Annotated in this window: 17 protein-coding genes; 12 read left to right on the top strand and 5 right to left on the bottom strand. The window is 71.0% G+C overall.

All coding sequences use genetic code 11. From position 1 onward, the window contains the following. Window positions 1-97 precede the first annotated feature (97 nt). Together ACZ58V_RS23295 and ACZ58V_RS23290 are read left to right on the top strand one after the other, a co-directional pair. Window positions 98-364 carry a hypothetical protein gene (locus ACZ58V_RS23295; protein WP_468196825.1) on the top strand — a complete coding sequence of 89 codons (267 nt, stop codon included), beginning with the start codon at window positions 98-100 and terminating at the stop codon, window positions 362-364. A gap of 107 nt (window positions 365-471) precedes the next feature. Continuing rightward, complete coding sequence (locus ACZ58V_RS23290; RefSeq protein ID WP_471291963.1) at window positions 472-996, top strand: NUDIX hydrolase; 525 nt, start codon at window positions 472-474, stop codon at window positions 994-996. On the opposite strand, the gene ACZ58V_RS23285 is transcribed toward ACZ58V_RS23290, so the two are convergent. Then, complete coding sequence (locus tag ACZ58V_RS23285; protein ID WP_471291961.1) at window positions 966-1,442, bottom strand: MarR family winged helix-turn-helix transcriptional regulator; 477 nt, start codon at window positions 1,440-1,442, stop codon at window positions 966-968. The genes ACZ58V_RS23290 and ACZ58V_RS23285 overlap by 31 nt on opposite strands. 104 nt (window positions 1,443-1,546) lie before the next feature. Here ACZ58V_RS23285 and ACZ58V_RS23280 point away from each other — a divergent pair, with 104 nt between their 5' ends. The 8 genes from ACZ58V_RS23280 (at window position 1,547) to ACZ58V_RS23245 (ending at window position 11,779) form a co-directional block, all read left to right on the top strand. Next, complete coding sequence (locus tag ACZ58V_RS23280) at window positions 1,547-1,933, top strand: HGxxPAAW family protein (RefSeq protein ID WP_468196817.1); 387 nt, start codon at window positions 1,547-1,549, stop codon at window positions 1,931-1,933. A 184-nt stretch (window positions 1,934-2,117) separates the two neighbouring features. After that, entirely contained in the window at window positions 2,118-2,990 is an 873-nt protein-coding gene (locus ACZ58V_RS23275; RefSeq protein ID WP_471291958.1) for a DUF2797 domain-containing protein, read from the top strand. Between the two features lie 176 nt (window positions 2,991-3,166). After that, on the top strand, window positions 3,167-3,907 hold the full coding sequence (locus ACZ58V_RS23270; RefSeq protein WP_468196813.1) for a response regulator transcription factor: 741 nt from the start codon (window positions 3,167-3,169) through the stop codon (window positions 3,905-3,907). Continuing rightward, on the top strand, window positions 3,904-5,619 hold the full coding sequence (locus ACZ58V_RS23265) for an ATP-binding protein (protein WP_471291955.1): 1,716 nt from the start codon (window positions 3,904-3,906) through the stop codon (window positions 5,617-5,619). The genes ACZ58V_RS23270 and ACZ58V_RS23265 overlap by 4 nt, the downstream gene beginning before the upstream one ends. Before the next feature lie 14 nt (window positions 5,620-5,633). Beyond that, window positions 5,634-7,079 carry a bifunctional glycosyltransferase family 2/GtrA family protein gene (locus tag ACZ58V_RS23260; RefSeq protein ID WP_471291952.1) on the top strand — a complete coding sequence of 482 codons (1,446 nt, stop codon included), beginning with the start codon at window positions 5,634-5,636 and terminating at the stop codon, window positions 7,077-7,079. Then, entirely contained in the window at window positions 7,076-9,259 is a 2,184-nt protein-coding gene (locus ACZ58V_RS23255) for an ArnT family glycosyltransferase (protein ID WP_471291950.1), read from the top strand. Before ACZ58V_RS23260 ends, ACZ58V_RS23255 begins: the two co-directional genes overlap by 4 nt. Window positions 9,260-9,367: 108 nt before the next feature. Continuing rightward, the gene (locus ACZ58V_RS23250) at window positions 9,368-10,864 is read left to right on the top strand and encodes an MFS transporter (RefSeq protein WP_468196802.1); all 1,497 of its coding nucleotides are present in this window, start codon (window positions 9,368-9,370) and stop codon (window positions 10,862-10,864) included. 150 nt (window positions 10,865-11,014) lie between these two features. Further along, a complete protein-coding gene (locus ACZ58V_RS23245; RefSeq protein WP_468196800.1) occupies window positions 11,015-11,779 on the top strand; it encodes a TetR/AcrR family transcriptional regulator in 765 nt (254 codons plus the stop codon). Here the strand turns inward: ACZ58V_RS23245 and ACZ58V_RS23240 are convergent. Beyond that, on the bottom strand, window positions 11,776-12,246 hold the full coding sequence (locus tag ACZ58V_RS23240; RefSeq protein WP_468196798.1) for a PPOX class F420-dependent oxidoreductase: 471 nt from the start codon (window positions 12,244-12,246) through the stop codon (window positions 11,776-11,778). The two genes, ACZ58V_RS23245 and ACZ58V_RS23240, sit on opposite strands and share 4 nt — an antisense overlap. A 10-nt stretch (window positions 12,247-12,256) precedes the next feature. Beyond that, window positions 12,257-12,610, bottom strand: coding sequence for an STAS domain-containing protein (locus tag ACZ58V_RS23235; RefSeq protein WP_372498763.1), 354 nt, complete (start codon window positions 12,608-12,610; stop codon window positions 12,257-12,259). 216 nt (window positions 12,611-12,826) lie between these two features. Between ACZ58V_RS23235 and ACZ58V_RS23230 the strand changes: the two genes are divergently transcribed. Together ACZ58V_RS23230 and ACZ58V_RS23225 are read left to right on the top strand one after the other, a co-directional pair. Further along, window positions 12,827-13,549, top strand: coding sequence for an ANTAR domain-containing protein (locus ACZ58V_RS23230; RefSeq protein WP_468196796.1), 723 nt, complete (start codon window positions 12,827-12,829; stop codon window positions 13,547-13,549). Window positions 13,550-13,607: 58 nt separating this feature from the next. Further along, a complete protein-coding gene (locus tag ACZ58V_RS23225) occupies window positions 13,608-14,318 on the top strand; it encodes an ANTAR domain-containing protein (RefSeq protein WP_468196794.1) in 711 nt (236 codons plus the stop codon). Here the strand turns inward: ACZ58V_RS23225 and ACZ58V_RS23220 are convergent. Further along, window positions 14,301-15,122 carry a YceI family protein gene (locus ACZ58V_RS23220; protein WP_471291945.1) on the bottom strand — a complete coding sequence of 274 codons (822 nt, stop codon included), beginning with the start codon at window positions 15,120-15,122 and terminating at the stop codon, window positions 14,301-14,303. The genes ACZ58V_RS23225 and ACZ58V_RS23220 overlap by 18 nt on opposite strands. A gap of 172 nt (window positions 15,123-15,294) precedes the next feature. Further along, complete coding sequence (locus ACZ58V_RS23215) at window positions 15,295-17,757, bottom strand: MFS transporter (RefSeq protein WP_468197068.1); 2,463 nt, start codon at window positions 17,755-17,757, stop codon at window positions 15,295-15,297. Between the last annotated feature and the right edge of the window lie 23 nt (window positions 17,758-17,780).

Here is a 17,780-nt window from a genome sequence, read left to right as displayed (position 1 = left end):
CGCACCCGGCACCCCCGACGCGCCTTGCGTTTCGGTGGCGGGGTACGTGCGGAAAGAGGACGCTGGAGTCAGGGGCAACGTGAGGGAGAGGCACCCCATGGCCCAGACCAGCCGAGACCACAAGGCGCGACAGCCGTTCCTTTCCCGCCCCGGCGTCCGCCGCTTCATACCGTTCGTTCTGATCACCGCGGTCGCTCTGGTCTTCATCTTCGAGAACCGCACGAGTGTCGAGATCCGCCTTCTCATCCCGATGGTGACCATGCCCCTGTGGGGAGCCCTCTTGATCGCCTGGGCTCTCGGCATCATCGCCTCCCTCTTCACCGTGCGCCGCCGGTCGAACCGGCACTCACGGCGGCCGGGGTAGGCAGCCGGGGTAGGAGAAGGCCAGCGAGTCGCTTCGTCCAGGAGACGCGTCGCGTCGTCGGCGGACGCCCCGCTGCGATCGTGGGGCCATGAGTGAACTGTGGGGCCATGAGTGAACTGGTGGAGCGGGTGGACGAGCGGGATCGCGTGCTCGGTGTGGTGGAGCGGGGCGAGGCCATCGAGAGGCGCTGGCCGCACCGTGTCGCGACGACCGTCTGCCGTGATCCGGAAGGGCGCTTCCTCGTGCATCGGAGACAGGAGGGCGTGTCCCGGTTCCCGGGGCAGTACAACTGGCTGATCGGCGGCGCCGCCGAGGTCGGGGAGACGTACGAGGAGGCGGCGGCGCGTGAACTCACCGAGGAACTGGGCGTCCGGGTGCCGGTGCGGTTCGTCTTCAAGTTCCTGTGTGACGGGCTGATCAGTCCCTACTGGCTGGGTCTGCACGAAGCCGTGGTCACCGAGGTGCTCGCGCCCGATCCGTCGGAGATCGCCTGGCACGGATGGGGCACCGAGGGCGAGTTGCGGGAGGCATTCAGGCAGTGGACGTTCGTCGGCGATGAGGTCGAAGTCTTCAGGCGCTATCTGGCTCGGCCGGCCCCCGGTCAGTCGGGGCGGCAGTGTTCCTCCAAGTAGTTCGCCGCCAGGGTGCTCGCGCGGGTGAACCAGTCGTTGAGGACCGCGATTTCGGCGGGGGAGTAGTCCGCGAAGAGTTCCGTGAGGCGGGCGTAGTACGGCTCGTAGACCTCGAGGACGCGGGCGACCGCGTCGGGGCGGGCGGCTACGCGGATGCGGCGGCGGTCGGTCGGGTCGGGGCGGCGGGTGATGTATCCGGCGCGTTCCAGGCGGTTGAGGATGCCGGTGACCGCGCCGGTCGTGACGTGGACGCGGGTTGCCAAGTCGCCTGCGGTGAGGAGGTTTTCGCCGGCCTCCATCACGTAGGCGAAGCAGGTGAGGTCGGTCACGTTCATGCCGACCTGCTGGGCGATCTCGTGCTGTCCGACCAGGTGGGTCGCGATGAGGTGGTCCATCGCCGACAGTGCCTGCTCCGGCGTGGCGGCCGGACGCGGCTTGGCTTGCATTCCCAATTCCCTTAGTTCGTGAGAGGTTTGGGTCCTTGACAGCTGGGTGGTGAGGGGTTCGGGGTGCGCCCCCGGATTCCATCGGTGTGATGAGGGGGCAGCGCGTGAGCGCACATCAGTATGACCACGGGCACACGTTCGCGGGATGGGTCGGATGCGCGATCGGGAGCGTCGCGGCCGGCGTGGCGGGTGCCGGGGTGGTCATGGTCTCGGGCCTGCTGATCGCCGGTGGGATAGCCATCGGGGTCGTGGCTCTGCTCGTCACCTGGGCGCTGCACCTCTCCGGGTGGGGCAAGGGGCCCGGCCTCCGGCCCCGGGAGGAGTGGGGCTGGCGGGTGCGGGACTCGTCGGCGGCGGGTGGGCACGACGAGTGTCTGGGGTGCCGGCTGGCCGGGCGGCGGCGGCCCGTGGGTGCGGCCGGGGCTGTACCCGTGCGTGCGGGTGGGGAGACGGAGGCCGCTGCTGCCGTGGGGGCCGATTCCGTGAGGTGATGCTCCTTATGAGGTGATCCCCCTCCGTGAGGTGATCCCCCTCCGTGAGGTGATCCCCCTCCGTGAGGTGACTCCTCCCTCCGTGAGGTGCCCCTCCCGTCGCCCGTTCGTCGTCGTCCCCGTTGACCGCCCCGGCCGGGCGCCGCGGTGCCGTTGTCAGTGGTGCCCTCTAGTCTCGGCAGAGATGGCACAGGCATGGAAGTGCTCGGGGCTGCGATGGTCGGCGGACGGTCCCGTGCTGGTGTGGGACGGCGGGCGGCGCAGTGCGCTGACCTGGGGGAAGCGCGTGGCCTTCGGGGTCGCGGAGGGGGGCGTGCGGACGTGTGTGGGGGCTCGGGGGCATGCGTGTCCGGCGCGGGTGGCCGTGCCGGGGCGGAGTACGGGGGCGCGGTGCGAGGAGTGTGCGCGGCTGGACCGGGCGCACTCCGTGGCCGCCGACACGATCGCGGACGATCCGCGGCCGTATCACGTATATCTGGCGTGGTTCGGGCCCGGCATGGTCAAGGTCGGGATCACGGCGGTGGAGCGGGGGTCGGCCCGGCTTCTGGAGCAGGGTGCCGTCTGCTTCAGCTGGCTGGGTGCCGGGCCGCTCATGGCCGCGCGGCGTACCGAGGAGCTGCTGCGGGCCGCGCTGGGGGTGCCCGACCGGATTCCATACGCCGAGAAGCGGGCCGTGCGGGCCGCGTTGCCGCAGGCGGCGGCCGATCGGGCCGGTGAGGTCGCCGAGTTGCATACGCGGGCGGTGGCGCTAGGGGGGTGGCCGGAGTCGCTGGTGCGGGAGCCGCTGCGGGTTGTCGATCACGTTGGGGTGTTCGGGCTCGCCGGGTTGTCCGGTGCCGTCGGGGGCGTGAGTGAGCTGGTTGCCGGCGGGGTCGTGAGCGGGGAGCTCGTGGCCGCTGCCGGGCCCGATCTGCATCTGTCCACCGGGGGTGGGGTCGTCGTGCTCGATACGCGGTTGATGACCGGGTGGGAGCTGGTGCCCGACGGAGGCGCGGAACTGACCGTTCCCGTGCGGGAGTTCAAGGAGGATGCGGGGGTGCAGGAGGGGTTGTTCTGATCAGCCCCTCCTGATTTGCCCAGCGGACCCACAGCTTCCCCCACCCCCCTCACCCCACCGGACCCCGACATTCCCAGGCGTTGCCCAGGCGTTCCCTGAGAACCGCCTGTGGGTTTCTCAGGGAATTCACAGGTTGCCGAAAGGGTGCTCTCAGAGGTCCCCGACATCGTGTTCACATGACCACGACCTCGCCCCACGGGCGCACCGAACTGCTCAGGCCGGACGGGAGCCCCGTCCGCGTGCTTGTGGTGGACGACGAGCTGTCGATCACCGAACTGCTGTCCATGGCCCTTCGCTATGAGGGCTGGCAGATCCGGAGCGCGGGGGACGGCCAGGGCGCAGTCCAGACCGCGCGCGACTTCCGGCCCGACGCCGTCGTGCTCGACATGATGCTGCCCGACATGGACGGGCTGGCGGTTCTCGGGCGGCTGCGGCGGGAGCTGCCCGACGTGCCCGTGCTCTTCCTGACCGCCAAGGACGCCGTCGAGGACCGGATCGCCGGGCTGACGGCCGGTGGCGACGACTACGTCACCAAGCCGTTCAGCCTCGAAGAGGTCGTCGCCCGGCTGCGCGGGCTGATACGGCGGTCCGGTGCGGCCGACCGGCGCTCCGACTCCACGCTGGTCGTCGGCGACCTCACCCTCGACGAGGACAGCCACGAAGTGACCCGGGCCGGTGCGAACATCCACCTGACCGCGACCGAGTTCGAGCTGCTGCGGTTCCTGATGCGCAACCCGCGGCGCGTGCTCAGCAAGGCGCAGATCCTGGACCGCGTGTGGTCGTACGACTTCGGCGGGCAGGCCAATGTCGTCGAGCTGTACATCTCGTATCTGCGGCGGAAGATCGACGCCGGGCGCGAGCCGATGATCCACACCCGGCGTGGTGCCGGTTACCTGATCAAGCCCGCGGCGTCATGAGCGGACGACGACGGACGCGTACGCAGCAGAGAGCGGGCAAGCAGGCGCGAGCGGGCAAGCCGCGCACTCTGCGGACGCGGCTCGTCGTCGCGTCCGTGGTGCTGATCGCCGTGGTGTGTGCGGTGATCGGGACCGTGACGACCCTCGCGCTCAGGTCGCATCTGTACGAGCAGCTGGACGCGAAGGTCGACGACGCCGGCAAGCGGCTGTCGGGACCCATGAAACTCGGGGGCGGGAAGGACGGAGACGGGCAGGACGGGACCGGGAACAGCGGGACCGGGAATAGCGGGACCGGGAACAGCGGGACCGGGAACTCCGGAAGCGGGCAGAGCGCGGAACAGCAGGACGCCGGATCGAAGGACAGGATCACCGGCTTCGCCGAGGGACCCGCGCAGCCGGGCACCGTCGCCGCCGAGGTCGGTGCCGACGGCAGCGTCACCCAGGCGGTCTTCGCCAAGGAGACCTCCAACGACAACGGCCCCTTCCAGCGGAACCTGCCCGTCGAGCTCAGCGACGAGCAGCAGGCCGCCCTCGCCGAGGTGCCGAAGACGCACGGCGTGTACACCATCGACATCCCCGACCTCGGCGAGTACCGCGTGCAGTACGTCACCGAAGTCGACGGTAGTGGCAGCTACTACGTCGCCCTGCCCACCGAATCCGTCACCACCACCATCAACACCCTCATCCTCGTCGAGGTGAGCGTCACCGGCGCCGGACTGGTCGCCGCCGCCATCGCCGGCTCCGTCCTCATCGGCGTCGCCACCCGCCCCCTCCGACGGGTCGCGGCCACCGCCACCCGCGTCTCCGAACTTCCCCTGCACACCGGCGAGGTGAACCTCAGCGAGCGCGTGCCCGACTCCGAGACCGACCCGCACACCGAGGTCGGACAGGTCGGTGCCGCGCTCAACCGGATGCTTGATCACGTCCACGGCGCGCTGCACGCGCGGCAGCAGAGCGAGACGCGGGTCCGGCAGTTCGTCGCCGACGCCAGTCACGAGCTGCGCACCCCCCTCGCCTCCATTCGCGGGTACGCCGAGCTGACCAGGCGCGGCAGAGAGGACGTCGGGCCCGACACCCGGCACGCGCTCGGGCGGATCGAGTCCGAGGCCGGGCGGATGACGCTGCTCGTGGAGGATCTGCTGCTGCTCGCGCGCCTGGACGCCGGGCGGCCGCTGCAGTTCGAGCAGACCGACCTCGTACCGCTCGTCGTGGACACCATCAGCGACGCCCGTGCCGCCGGCCAGGACCACAACTGGCGCCTGGACCTGCCCGACGAGCCCGCGCTCGTGTCTGCGGACGCGGCCCGGCTGCAACAGGTCCTCGTCAACCTGCTCGGCAACGCCCGCAATCACACCCCGAACGGTACGACCGTCACCGCGCGGGTGCAGCGGCGCGGGCCCTGGCTGTGCGTGGACGTGGAGGACAACGGGCAGGGCATTCCGGCCGAGTTGCTCCCCCATGTCTTCGAACGGTTCGCGCGCGGCGACTCCGCGCGTTCCCGCACCACCGGATCGACCGGTCTCGGCCTCGCCATCGTGCAGGCCGTGGCGACCGCGCACGGCGGTGCCGTGACCGTCGACAGCGTGCCCGGGCGGACCGTCTTCACGGTGCACCTGCCCGAGCTCCCGGCCCAGCCGCAGCCGGAAATGAGCTGGCAACAGCACTCACAGGCACGCCACAGCGTCACCACATCGGTACAACAGGGCGCCTGACGAGAGTCGGTTCCATGCGAACCGATTCTTCTCCCGGCACCCTGCCGGCGCGGGAGCACCTCCCGGCCGCGCCAGCCGGTACGCCTGTCCTGGACGTAGTGATCCCCGTCTACAACGAGGAGAAGGACCTCCAGCCGTGCGTCCGCAGACTGTACGAGCACCTCGAGAGGACGTTCCCGTACGCGTTCCGCATCACGATCGCGGACAACGCCTCCACGGACACGACTCCGCAGGTGGCGGCGCGGCTGGCGGCGGAGATCCCCGAGGTCACCCTCTTCCGGCTGGAGCAGAAGGGCCGCGGCCGGGCCCTGCGGGCCGTCTGGTCGGCCTCCGACGCCCCGGTGCTGGCGTATATGGACGTGGACCTGTCCACCGACCTCAACGCGCTGCTCCCGCTGGTGGCGCCGCTGATCTCCGGCCACTCGGACCTCGCGATCGGCTCCCGGCTCGCCCGTAGCTCGCGCGTGGTGCGCGGCCCCAAGCGGGAGTTCATCAGCCGGGCCTACAACCTCATCCTGCGCGGCTCGCTCCAGGCCCGCTTCTCGGACGCCCAGTGCGGGTTCAAGGCCATCCGCCGTGACGTGGCGCAGGTGCTGCTGCCCCTCGTCGAGGACACCGGCTGGTTCTTCGACACCGAGATGCTGGTGCTCGCCGAGCGCGCGGGGCTCCGTATCCACGAGGTGCCGGTCGACTGGGTCGACGACCCCGACTCGACCGTGCACATCGTCAAGACCGCGACCGACGACCTCAAGGGCGTGTGGCGGATCGGCAGGGCCCTGGCCACCGGCTCGCTGCCGCTGGACCGCATCGCCAGGCCGTTCGGGGACGACCCGCGCGACCGCGAGATCAAGGACGTACCGAAGGGCCTGGCCCGCCAGCTCGTCGGGTTCTGCGTGGTCGGCGCCCTGTCCACCCTCTTCTACCTGCTCCTCTACAGCGGCTTCCGCGTCTTCACCGGGTCCCAGTTCGCCAACGCGCTCGCCCTGCTGGTCTCGGCGATCGCCAACACGGCGGCCAACCGGCGGCTCACCTTCGGGGTGCGCGGACGCGGCGGGGCCGTACGGCACCAGGCGCAGGGCCTGGTCGTCTTCGGCATCGGACTCGCCCTGACCAGCGGCTCGCTCGCGGCGCTCAACGCGGCCACGTCCGAGCCCACGCACTCCACCGAACTGGCGGTGCTCATCGCCGCGAACCTCGCGGCGACGGTGCTGCGTTTCCTGCTCTTCCGGGCGTGGGTGTTCCCGGACCGGCGCGACGGCGACCCGGCGGTGGCCGCCTCGCACACCCCGGTCCACCCGCTGTCCTCGCCGACCTCTTCCACCGCGCGCCACGACCCGTACGGGCCGCTCCCGCAGCGCACCCCCCAGTACGCGCACGACACCGCCCAGTGGGGGAGGGACGCCACCATGCGGCTGCAGCCGGTGCGCCCGAACGACACCGACCCGAGGGACTCCCGATGACGATCCACTACGACCAGCAGACCGCGGACAGAGACACGAGTACGAGTGCCTGGACCCGTCCGCCGACCCCACCGGCATCCGTTCCCGGAGCCGATGAACCCAAGAAGCCCTTCGTACGACGCCTGTGGCACGGCCGCCCCGAGGACCCCCGCTGGGCCCGCCCGGCCTTCCTCGGCCTGCTCCTGGTGACCGCCGCGCTCTACCTCTACAACCTGAGCGCCTCCGGCTACGCCAACTCGTTCTACTCGGCGGCCGTCCAGGCCGGCAGCCAGTCCTGGAAGGCGTTCTTCTTCGGCTCGCTGGACGCGGCGGGCGCCATCACCGTCGACAAGCCCCCGGCCGCGCTGTGGCCGATGGCCCTGTCGGTGCGGCTGTTCGGACTCAGCTCCTGGGCGATCCTCGTCCCCGAGGTCCTCATGGGCGTCGGCACGGTCGCGGTCGTGTACGCGGCGGTGCGCCGCCGGTTCAGCCCCGCGGCCGGTCTGATCGCGGGCGCGGCGCTCGCGCTCACCCCCGTCGCCGCGCTGATGTTCCGCTTCAACAACCCCGACGCGATGCTGGCGCTGCTGATGGCCGCCGCCTGCTACTTCGTCATCCGGGGCCTGGAGGACGGCCGGACGAAGTGGCTGCTCTGGGCCGGTGCCGCGATCGGCTTCGCCTTCCTCGCCAAGACCCTCCAGGCCTTCCTGATCCTCCCGGCGCTGGCGCTGGTCTACGGCGTCTGCGCCCCGGTGACGGTGAGGAAGCGGATCGGCCAGCTCGCGGCGGGCCTGCTCGCGATCGTCGTCTCCGGCGGCTGGTGGGTCGCGATCGTCGAGCTGTGGCCCGCGTCGTCCCGGCCGTACATCGGCGGCTCGCAGAACAACAGCTTCCTGGAACTGACCTTCGGCTACAACGGCCTGGGCCGCCTCAACGGCGAGGAGACCGGCAGCGTCGGGGGCGGCGGAGGAGGCGGCAACGGCGGCGGCGCCTGGGGCGAGACCGGCTGGGACCGGATGTTCAGCTCCTCCATCGGCGGCCAGATCTCCTGGCTGATCCCGGCCGCGCTGATCCTGCTCGTCGCGGGCCTGGTGGCGACACGCAAGGCCCGCCGTACCTCGGCGACGCGCGGTGCGTTCCTGGTGTGGGGCGGCTCGCTGCTGATCACCATGGTGGTCTTCAGCTATATGCAGGGCATCTTCCACGAGTACTACACCGTGGCCCTCGCCCCCTACATCGCCCCGCTCGTCGGCATGGGCGCGGCGCTGCTCTGGGAGAAGCGCGACAAGGCGTGGGCGTCGCTGACCCTGGCGGCCGCGATGACGGCCACCGCGGCCTGGGGATACGTCCTGCTCAATCGCTCCTCCGACTACCTGCCCTGGCTGAAGTGGCTCGTCCTGGTCGGCGGTCTGACCGCGGCCCTCGGCCTGGTCTTCGCCGGGCGGCTGGGCCATCGACTGGCCCTGGGCGCTGCGGGGCTCGGCCTCGTCGCCGCGCTGGCCGGTCCGGCGGCGTACACCCTCACCACGCTGAACGAGGGACACTCCGGCTCGATCGTCACCGCGGGCCCGGCGGTCTCGGGCGGCCGTGGTGGCCCCGGCGGTGGTGGCGGCATGGGCGGTGGCCCCGGCGGGGGCGGCTTCCCTGGCGGCGGCCGGAACCAGCAGGGCCAGAACCAGCAGGGTCAGCAGGGCCAAGGCCAAGGCCAGGGCCAGCCGCCCGGCAATGGCAACGGCAACGGCTTCCCCGGCGGCCGCCAGAACCAGCAGGGCCAGCAGAACGGCGACGGCCGTATGGGCGGCATGGGCGGCGGCGGTGGCGGCATGGGCGGTCTGCTCAACGGCGCCAGCGTCAGCTCCGAGGCCAAGGCGCTCCTGGAGAAGAACGCGGACGACTACACCTGGGTCGCGGCGGCCATCGGCGCCCAGAACGCGGCGAGTTACCAGCTGTCCACCGGAGACCCGGTGATGGCCATCGGCGGCTTCAACGGCACGGACCCGTCCCCGACGCTGGCCCAGTTCAAGCAGTACGTGGCGGAAGGAAAGATCCACTACTTCATCAGCTCGGGCAGCGGCGGCGGCATGGGCGGCAACAGCGACGGCACGTCCTCCCAGATCACTTCCTGGATCGAGTCCACCTTCAAGAAGGTCACGGTCGGCTCGTCCACCTTCTACGACCTCACGCAGAAGGCGAGCGGCTGACAGTCACCTGAGTACGGCCCAGTAGGGCGAGGGGCGGTGGCCGAGTGCCACCCCCCCTCGCCGTAACTCTGTTGTACGCCGTATGGGAACTGTTCTACGGTGTACAGCATGACGACATCCCCACAGGAACAGGCCCCACCCCGGACGGCTTCCGGCGGCCACCCCCAACGCTGGCTGATCCTCGGTGTCATCTGCCTCGCGCAGCTCACCGTGCTGCTCGACAACACCATCCTGAACGTGGCGATCCCCTCGCTCACCCGCGAGATGGACGCGACGACCGCCGACGTCCAGTGGATGATGAACGCGTATGCGCTGGTCCAGTCCGGCCTGCTGCTCACGGCGGGCAACGCCGCCGACCGCTACGGCCGCAAGCTGCTGCTGATGTCGGGCCTCGCGATCTTCGGCGTGGGCTCGCTGGCGGCCGGCCTCTCCCAGAGCCCGGCCCAGCTGATCGCGGCCCGTGCGGGCATGGGCGTCGGCGGCGCGCTGCTGATGACCACGATCCTCGCCGTCGTCATGCAGATCTTCGACGACAAGGAGCGGGTGAAGGCCATCGCGCTGTGGTCGACGGTCAGTTCGCTCGGCTTCGCGGCCGGGCCGCTGATCGGCGGTGTGATGCTGAACCACTTCTGGTGGGGCGCCATCTTCCTGATCAACATCCCGGTCGCCGTGCTCGGCCTGGTCGCGGTCGCCGCGCTCGTCCCGGAGTCCAAGCACAAGGAGGGCGACCGGCCCGACCTGGTCGGCGCGGTGCTGTCGACCATCGGCATGACGGCGTGCGTGTACGCGATCATCACCGGGCCCGAGCACGGCTGGACGTCCGGCCAGGTGCTGGTCTCCGCGCTGATCGGCGCGGCCGTACTCGGCGTGTTCGTGATGTGGGAGCTGCGCGTCGACAACCCCATGCTCGACATGCACTTCTTCCGCAACCAGAAGTTCGTCGGCGCGGTCGCGGGCACGATCCTCGTGGCGTTCGGCATGACGGGGTCGCTGTTCCTGCTCACGCAGCACCTCCAGTTCGTCCTCGGCTACGAGCCGCTGGACGCCGGGCTGCGGACCGCGCCGCTGGCGCTGACCGTCGTCGTGCTCAACTTCTCCGGGCTCGGGGCGAAGCTGGTGCTCAAGGCCGGTACGCCGGCGGCCATCGCGCTCGGGATGACGCTGGTGTCCGCGGGGCTGGCGGCGATCGCGCTGTTCGGCGGGCAGGGGTACGGCGGGATGCTGCTCGGTCTGATCATCATGGGCGGGGGTGTGGCGTTGTCCATGCCGGCCATGGCCAACGCGATCATGAGTGCGATTCCGCCCGAGAAGGCGGGTGTGGGAGCGGGCATCAACGGGACGCTCGCGGAGTTCGGCAACGGCCTTGGTGTCGCGGTCCTCGGCGCCGTGCTCAACTCGCGGTTCGCGTCCCTGGTCGCCGTGTCCGCTGCGTCCTTGCCGGCGGCGCTGGCGGCGGCGGACTCGGCCGAGGAGAAGGCCCGGATATCCGACGCGTTCGCCTCCGGCCTGGAGAGCAGTCAGCTGGTGGGGGCGGCGGCCGTTCTGCTGGGTGGTTTGGTCGCGGCGGCGTTGTTGCGGCGGGCCGAGCGGGCAGAGTCCGCCTAGGAGCTCGGGCCGATGGGTGGTCGGGCGGGTGCGGGTCCGCTGCGGTTGATCGCGCTCACGCGGCGGAGCCGCATGTCGGCACAGCCCGCGCCCCAGGCAAAGACTGGGCGCCTAGCATGATCGGCATCAGCAAGTCGAGGAAGGTGCGCCATGGCGAAAGCAGCCGACAAAGCCGCGCGGAGCAGTGTGTGGCTGGACGGCAAGGCGCACCGGCGACGCGGCGGGGGACAGCCCTCCGGGCTGGACCGGACCCGCATCATCGAGGTCACCATGCGGCTGCTCGACGCCGAGGGGCTGGCCAAGTTCTCGATGCGGCGCCTGGCCGGCGAGCTGAACGTCACCGCGATGTCCGTCTACTGGTACGTCGACACCAAGGACGACCTCCTCGAACTCGCCCTGGACGAGGCCATGGGCGAGATGCGGCTGCCCGAGGCGGAAGCCGACGAGGACTGGCGCGACCAGGTGCGTGCCCTCGCCCGGGAGTACCGCGGGCTGCTGGTGCGCCACCCCTGGGTGTCGCAGCTGGTCGGCACCTACCTCAACATCGGTCCCAACAACCTGGCGTACTCGAGGGCCGTGCAGCGCGTGGTCCGCAGGACCGGGCTGCCCGCGAACCGGCTGACGAGCACGATCTCGGCGGTCTTCCAGTTCGTCTACGGGTACGGCACGCTCGAGGGCCATCTCTCCACCCGGGCCGCGGCCACGGGCATGACCCTGGACGAGTACTTCCAGGACGCCATGAGCGCGGCGACCGAGTCCTCGCAGGCCGCCGACCTCATCCGGGACTCCCAGGAGATGATGGCGGCCCGCGGCGGCGACACGGTGGCGGAGATGCTGGAGCGGGACTTCGAGTTCGCGCTGGAACTGCTGATCGCCGGCATCGAGACGATCGTCGCCCGGGAAGCGAACTCCTAGTCCCCTTCCACCAGCCGCGCCGGGAACCCACCCGTCGCCACCGGACCCCACCGTTCCGGTGTGATCCGGATGATCGACTTGCCCTGCTTGACCATGGCCGCGCGGTACTCGTCCCAGTCGGGGTGCTCACCGGCGATGTTCCGGTAGTACTCCACGAGCGGTTCGATGGAGTCGGGGGTGTCGATGACCTCGGCGGTGCCGTCGATCTGTACCCACGGGCCGTTCCAGTCGTCGCTCAGGACGATCAGGCTCACGCGCGGGTCCCGCTTGGCGTTGCGGGTCTTGGCCCGCTCCGGGTACGTGGAGACCACGATCCGGCCGGAGTCGTCGACACCGCAGGTCAGCGGCGAGCCCTGGGGGCCGTCGTCGGCCCGCCGGGTCAGCAGGATCGCGTGGTGCCGGGGCCGTACGAAGTCGAGCAACTCGTTGAGGGAGACACGGGTGTTCGTCGCGATGTTCGGTGCCATGGGCGGCAGCCTACGACGCCATGGCCTCCGCGAGGTTGTCGTACACGGGGACGTCCCGGCGCAGTCCGGTCAGCTCCAGGACGCTGCTCGTGACGCCGTCGGGCCGGGCCACCAGACGCACCCGGGCCTCGGGGCGCAGCCGGTGGCGGATGTCGTTGATGAGCCGGACGCCCTGGGAGTCCATGAAGGACGTGCAGGAGAGGTCGAGGACGAGCAGTTCCAGCCGGTCGCCACGGTCCCGGGCCGCGGACATGATGAGCGGGAGCAGCTCGGCGGCGTTGCAGAAGTCGATCTCCGCGGGCATCGTGAGGCAGACACGGCCGGGCAGGTCCCGTGGTTCGGTGGGATTCGGGATGAAAGTCACAGCACTCACCTGGCAGACGTTCGTCCGGATTCCGGTAAGGCCGCTTCCTGACCCTTGGGCCCATTCCACCACGCCGGGGCGCGGCTGCGGAAGCGCCTGTCGCGGCCGTCGGCCGGACGTCACCTGGACGCAACCGAGCAGCTAGAGTGCTGTCCGTCCTGTGCTCGCAGTCGGGAATGTGCTGCGGAGCTCTCCTGCGCACGGCCATGGCCGTGCATGCCGAAGAGGTTCGTGGTGGCTGCGTCCGAGTTTCCTGATTTGCCCCGTTTTCCGGTTGGCTCCGAGCTGGCCGAAGCCCTGACGGTGGCGTCTCAGCAACTGCACGAGACGCTCACGCCCCACAACACCCTGCGTACGGCCGTCCGGCTGGCCGTGCATCTCATGCCCGGGGCCGAGCACGCCGGCGTCTCCGTACTCGAGCGCGGCAGCCGGCTCCGAACGCTGGCCTGGACCGACGAGGTCGTGCGCTCCGCCGAGGCCCGGCACACCGGCCGCGAACCGCACGGGCACTGGGAGCGGTTGTGGAACAGCCCGGTCGCGCGGACAGGGGACAGCGAGGCGGACGACGGCTGGGACGTGCTGTCGGCCCTGGGGCTGCGCTCGGCGCTGTCGCTGCGGCTGCGCGCCGACCGCCGCCGGCTGACCGTGCTCACGGCCTACGCGCGCAAGCCGGGCGTCTTCGACGAGGACGCGACGCGCATCGGCCGGCTGTTCACCGCGCACGTCAGCATCGCCCTGGACTCCGCGACCGTGCGCGAGCAGCTCACCGAGGCCATGCACACCCGGGACCTGATCGGCCAGGCCACGGGCATCCTGATGGAGCGCCAGGGCATCGACGCGGCCGCGGCCTTCGAGAGCCTGGTGCGGGCCTCCCAGCGGGAGAACGTGAAACTGCGCGACATCGCCCGCCGGATCGTCGGCACGCACAACAGCACCTGACATGAGCCCGGTTACGTCCGGGGGCGTGGGCGCGGGACGACGGGATACACGTACGGTCATGAGTTCCGAGACGTCCGACACGCTGGACCAGGCGATGGTGCGCAGCAGTGGTCTCGACACCCTGCTGCACGATCTGACCGACCGTGCGGTGATGGAGGTGCCCGGCGCCGCCGCGTGCAGTATCACGGTGCGCCGGGCCGGGCGGCTGCTCACCCTGGCCGGCAGCGCAGGCCTGCCGAGCGGCCTGGACCTGCGCCAGTACGAGAACGGTTCGGGTCCCTGCGTCGAGGCCGCCGAGACCGGCGCCGAGCAGTACGCCCCCGATCTGTCGGCGGAGTCCCGCTGGCCGTCGTACACGCGGTACGCCCTGTCCACGGGCGTCCGCTGTGTGCTGGCCGTGCCCATCGAGGTCGAGGGCGAGACGGGCGCGGCGCTCAACTTCTACGGCGAGCGGCCCGGGGCGCTGGGCGCGGACCTGGAGGTGGCCCGGGCCTTCGCGGCACGGGCAGGGGAGGCGATCGACGTGGCGCTGCGGATCGAACGCCGGCGCCAGTCGGCGGCCGACGTGCGCACCGCGCTGCTCTCCCGCAGCGTCATCGACCAGGCGATCGGCATCCTCATGGCCCGGGAGCGGATCGACGCACGCATCGCGCTGGAGCGGCTGCGCCGGGTCTCGCAGGACCGGAACGTCAAACTCCGCGACCTGTGCGACCAGTTGGTGGCCAGAGTGTCCCGGCCGTCCGGCCCGGCCTCAGACAGCCGGAAGTGACTCGCCCTGCACGGCCTGGATGTCCAGCTCCACCTTGAGCGTCGTGCCGATGGCGGCGATGCCCGCCTGGAGGACCTGGTTGTAGTTCATCGCGAAGTCCTCGCGGTGCAGCTCGGTCGTGGCGCGGAACGCCGCGCGGGTGCCGCCCCAGGGGTCCGGGCCCGTGCCGAGGTAGGCCAGATCGAGGTCGACCGGCCGTACGACACCGTGCATGCCCAGCTCGCCGTGGACCGTCCACCGGTCGGAACCGGCCGCCGTCAGCCCGGTCGACCGGTAGGTGATCTCGGGGAACCGCTCGACATCCAGAAAGTCCGGCGACTTCAGGTGCCCGTCGCGCATGCCGTTGCCGGTGTCGACGGACGCGGCCCGGATCACCGCCTCCACACGGGACTTGGCGACGTCGTCCGGGGCGATCTCGATCGAGCCGGAGAACTCCGTGAACCGGCCGTGCACGCTGGAGATGCCCAGGTGCTGGGCCACGGCGGCCACGCTGGAGTGCACCGGGTCGACGGTCCACGGGCCCGGCGGCGGCAGCTCGGTGCCGCCCTGCCGCGCCAGCGTCAACGTGCCGACCTCGGCCCGTCCGCTCGCGGTGACGATCACGCTGGAGGCCGCCGGCGCGTACCCGACGGCCGTGACGATGACGGTGTACGCCCCCGCCTCCAGCGGCGTCGCGTCCCGTACGGCGCCCTCGGCGTCGGCCTCGGCACGCAGCACCTGCGCGCCCCTCATGTCCGCCACCGTGACGACCGCGTGCGACACGGCCCAGCCGTCCCGGGTACGGATCCTCGCTGTCAGTCCCATCTCAGCTACTCCTCAGAAAGAAACCGGCCCGCGACAGGGGGCGCACCTCCGCTCAGAGCGCGCCCCACTGCCACGGGCCGGGGTCCGTACGCAGGTCCTCCCCGGCGGGCCAGACCCCGCTCACCTGCGTTGAAAACAACGGTCGGAATCGGCCCGGCCCGCCGGGCAGGCCCTACTCGCCGGGGTGGGCGAGTTCGATGTCGTGGCCGTCGGCGCCGGCGCCCGTCACCGTCAGGGCGGTGGCCACCGGCGGATAGCCCGTGGCGATGACGGTGTACTCGCCGCCGTCCAGGTCGGTGAAGGCGTACGCCCCGTCCGTGCCGGTCGTGGCCGAGCCGACGACATTGCCCGCCTGGTCGACCAGCGTCACCCGGGCATCGGCCAGCGGGCCGTGCGGGGCGCGGACGACACCCTGGACGCGGGCGCCCGAGTCCAGGTCCATCTCGACCCGGGTGACCCCGGTGCCGCCCACCTCGACGGGCAGGGCCTGCGGCCGGTACCCGGCGGCGTTCACCGCGACGGTCACCGCCCCCGGCACCAGCTCGGCGAAGGTGAAGTCGCCCTGCTCACCGGTGGTCCCGGTGGCCAGCAGGTCGCCGCGCACATCGGTCACGATGACCATCGCGTCCTTGACCGGCTGCCCGTTCTCGGCGGCCCGCACCAGACCGGTCAGCCCGCTGGTGCCGCTGAGCAGGATGTCGTAGGTGACCGGCTCGCCGTTCACCACGACCGTGGACGCCTGCGGCTGGAAGCCGTCGGCGGAGGCGATCAGGACGTACGAACCGGAGCCCGGGGCGTCCACCGCGTACGAGCCGTCGGCCTGCGCCACGGACCGGCCCAGCTGACGCCCGGCCAGCGAGATCAGCGTGACGGCGGCCTGCGGCACGGGCGCGGACTCGGCGCCGCGGACGAACCCGTGAACGGGGACGCCGGGAGCACCGCCGGAGGCCTCCTCCGCACGGACCGCCGTGGCGACCGCGGCGAGCCGCCGCGTGCCCTCGGGCCCGGCGCCGTCGACCGCCTCGGTCTCGGCAACGGCCCAGCTCGGCACGGCCTTCTCCGCGGCGGGAGCCACGGCCTCGGCGGGAGCCACGGCCTCGGCAGGCGTCTCCGGCTCGGCGGCCTGCGCCAGCCCGCCCTTCGTCTTCAACGGAACCTCCTTGATGAACAGCGAGACCAGCAGCGCGAGCAGCGCCAACGGAGCCGAGTAGAGGAACACGTCCGCGACACCGTGGCCGTAGGCGCTCTCCACGACGGTGCGCAGCGGCGCGGGCATCGCGTCGAGGTCGGGGATGCCGCCCCCGCCCGTGCCGGCGTGGCCGAGGGCCGCGCCCTTGGGGCCGAGGTCGGCGAGGCCGTCCTTGACATAGTCGGTGATCTTGTTGCCCATGACCGCGCCGAGCGCCGAGACGCCCATGGCACCGCCCAGGGACCGGAAGAAGGTCACCGTGGAGCTGGCGGCACCCAGGTCGCCCGGCTCCACCTGGTTCTGCGTGCAGAGCACCAGGTTCTGCATCATCATGCCGATGCCGAGTCCCAGCAGCGCCATGAAGATCGCGATGTGCCAGTACTCGGTGTCGTACCGGATCGTGCTCAGCAGGCCGAGGCCCGCGGTCACCAGCACACCGCCGGCGACCAGCCACGCCTTCCAGCGCCCGGTGCGGGTGATGACCTGCCCGGAGACGGTCGAGGAGACGAACAGCCCCGCGATCATCGGAATGGTCATGACCCCGGACATCGTCGGCGACTTGTCCCGCGCCAGCTGGAAGTACTGGCTGAAGAACACGGTCCCCGAGAACATCGCGACACCGACGAACAGGGAGGCGACGGAGGCCAGCGTGATGGTGCGGTTGCGGAACAGCCGCAGCGGAATGATCGGCTCGCTCGCCTTCGCCTCGACGAGGACGAACACCGCCAGCAGCACCAGCGAACCGCCGACCATCGCGTACGTCTGCCAGGACAGCCAGTCGTACTTGTCACCGGCGAAGGTCACCCAGACCAGCAGCAGGCAGACGGCAGCGGTGATGAAGAACGCGCCGGCCCAGTCGACCTTGACCTTCCGCTTGACCACGGGCAGGTGCAGGGTCTTCTGCAGCACGATCAGGGCGATCACGGCGAAGGGCACGCCGACGTAGAAGCACCAGCGCCAGCCGAGCCAGTCGGTGTCGGTGATGACACCGCCGACCAGCGGGCCGCCGACCATGGCGGTGGCGAACGTGGCGCCGAGGTAGCCGTTGTAGCGGCCGCGTTCACGCGGGGAGATCATCGCGGCCATGATGATCTGGGCCAGTGCGGACAGGCCGCCCATGCCGATGCCCTGGACCGCGCGGAACGCGATGAGCATGCCGGGGTTCTGCGACATGCCTGCCGCCGCCGAACCCAGCACGAAGATGACCAGGGCGACCTGGATCAGCAGCTTCTTGGAGAACAGGTCGGCGAGCTTGCCCCACAGCGGCGTGGACGCGGTCATCGTCAGCAGGGACGCGGTCACGACCCAGGTGTAGGCGCTCTGGCCGCCACCGAGGTCGCCGATGATCCGGGGCAGGGCGTTGGAGACGATCGTCGACGACAGGATCGCGACGAACATGCCGAGCAGGAGGCCGGTGAGGGCCTCCATGATCTGCCGGTGCGTCATCGGAGCGCCGTCGCCGGAGGGAC

This window comes from Streptomyces sp. NPDC040589 (genome assembly GCF_055594445.1).
The sequence above is the reverse complement of the archived record's forward strand: the minus strand, read 5'-3'. Positions and strand labels throughout refer to the sequence as shown.

Bases quoted from the DNA above. Each gene is read 5' to 3' on its own strand.
- ACZ58V_RS23225 (WP_468196794.1), top strand. From the start codon at position 13,608: ATGAGTTCCGAGACGTCCGACACGCTGGACCAGGCGATGGTGCGCAGC.
- ACZ58V_RS23295 (WP_468196825.1), top strand. From the start codon at position 98: ATGGCCCAGACCAGCCGAGACCACAAGGCGCGACAGCCGTTCCTTTCC.
- ACZ58V_RS23250 (WP_468196802.1), top strand. From the start codon at position 9,368: ATGACGACATCCCCACAGGAACAGGCCCCACCCCGGACGGCTTCCGGC.
- ACZ58V_RS23240 (WP_468196798.1), bottom strand. From the start codon at position 12,246: ATGGCACCGAACATCGCGACGAACACCCGTGTCTCCCTCAACGAGTTG.
- ACZ58V_RS23260 (WP_471291952.1), top strand. From the start codon at position 5,634: ATGCGAACCGATTCTTCTCCCGGCACCCTGCCGGCGCGGGAGCACCTC.
- ACZ58V_RS23220 (WP_471291945.1), bottom strand. From the start codon at position 15,122: ATGGGACTGACAGCGAGGATCCGTACCCGGGACGGCTGGGCCGTGTCG.
- ACZ58V_RS23255 (WP_471291950.1), top strand. From the start codon at position 7,076: ATGACGATCCACTACGACCAGCAGACCGCGGACAGAGACACGAGTACG.
- ACZ58V_RS23285 (WP_471291961.1), bottom strand. From the start codon at position 1,442: ATGCAAGCCAAGCCGCGTCCGGCCGCCACGCCGGAGCAGGCACTGTCG.
- ACZ58V_RS23270 (WP_468196813.1), top strand. From the start codon at position 3,167: ATGACCACGACCTCGCCCCACGGGCGCACCGAACTGCTCAGGCCGGAC.
- ACZ58V_RS23290 (WP_471291963.1), top strand. From the start codon at position 472: ATGAGTGAACTGGTGGAGCGGGTGGACGAGCGGGATCGCGTGCTCGGT.
- ACZ58V_RS23275 (WP_471291958.1), top strand. From the start codon at position 2,118: ATGGCACAGGCATGGAAGTGCTCGGGGCTGCGATGGTCGGCGGACGGT.
- ACZ58V_RS23230 (WP_468196796.1), top strand. From the start codon at position 12,827: ATGCCGAAGAGGTTCGTGGTGGCTGCGTCCGAGTTTCCTGATTTGCCC.
- ACZ58V_RS23265 (WP_471291955.1), top strand. From the start codon at position 3,904: ATGAGCGGACGACGACGGACGCGTACGCAGCAGAGAGCGGGCAAGCAG.
- ACZ58V_RS23245 (WP_468196800.1), top strand. From the start codon at position 11,015: ATGGCGAAAGCAGCCGACAAAGCCGCGCGGAGCAGTGTGTGGCTGGAC.
- ACZ58V_RS23215 (WP_468197068.1), bottom strand. From the start codon at position 17,757: ATGACGCACCGGCAGATCATGGAGGCCCTCACCGGCCTCCTGCTCGGC.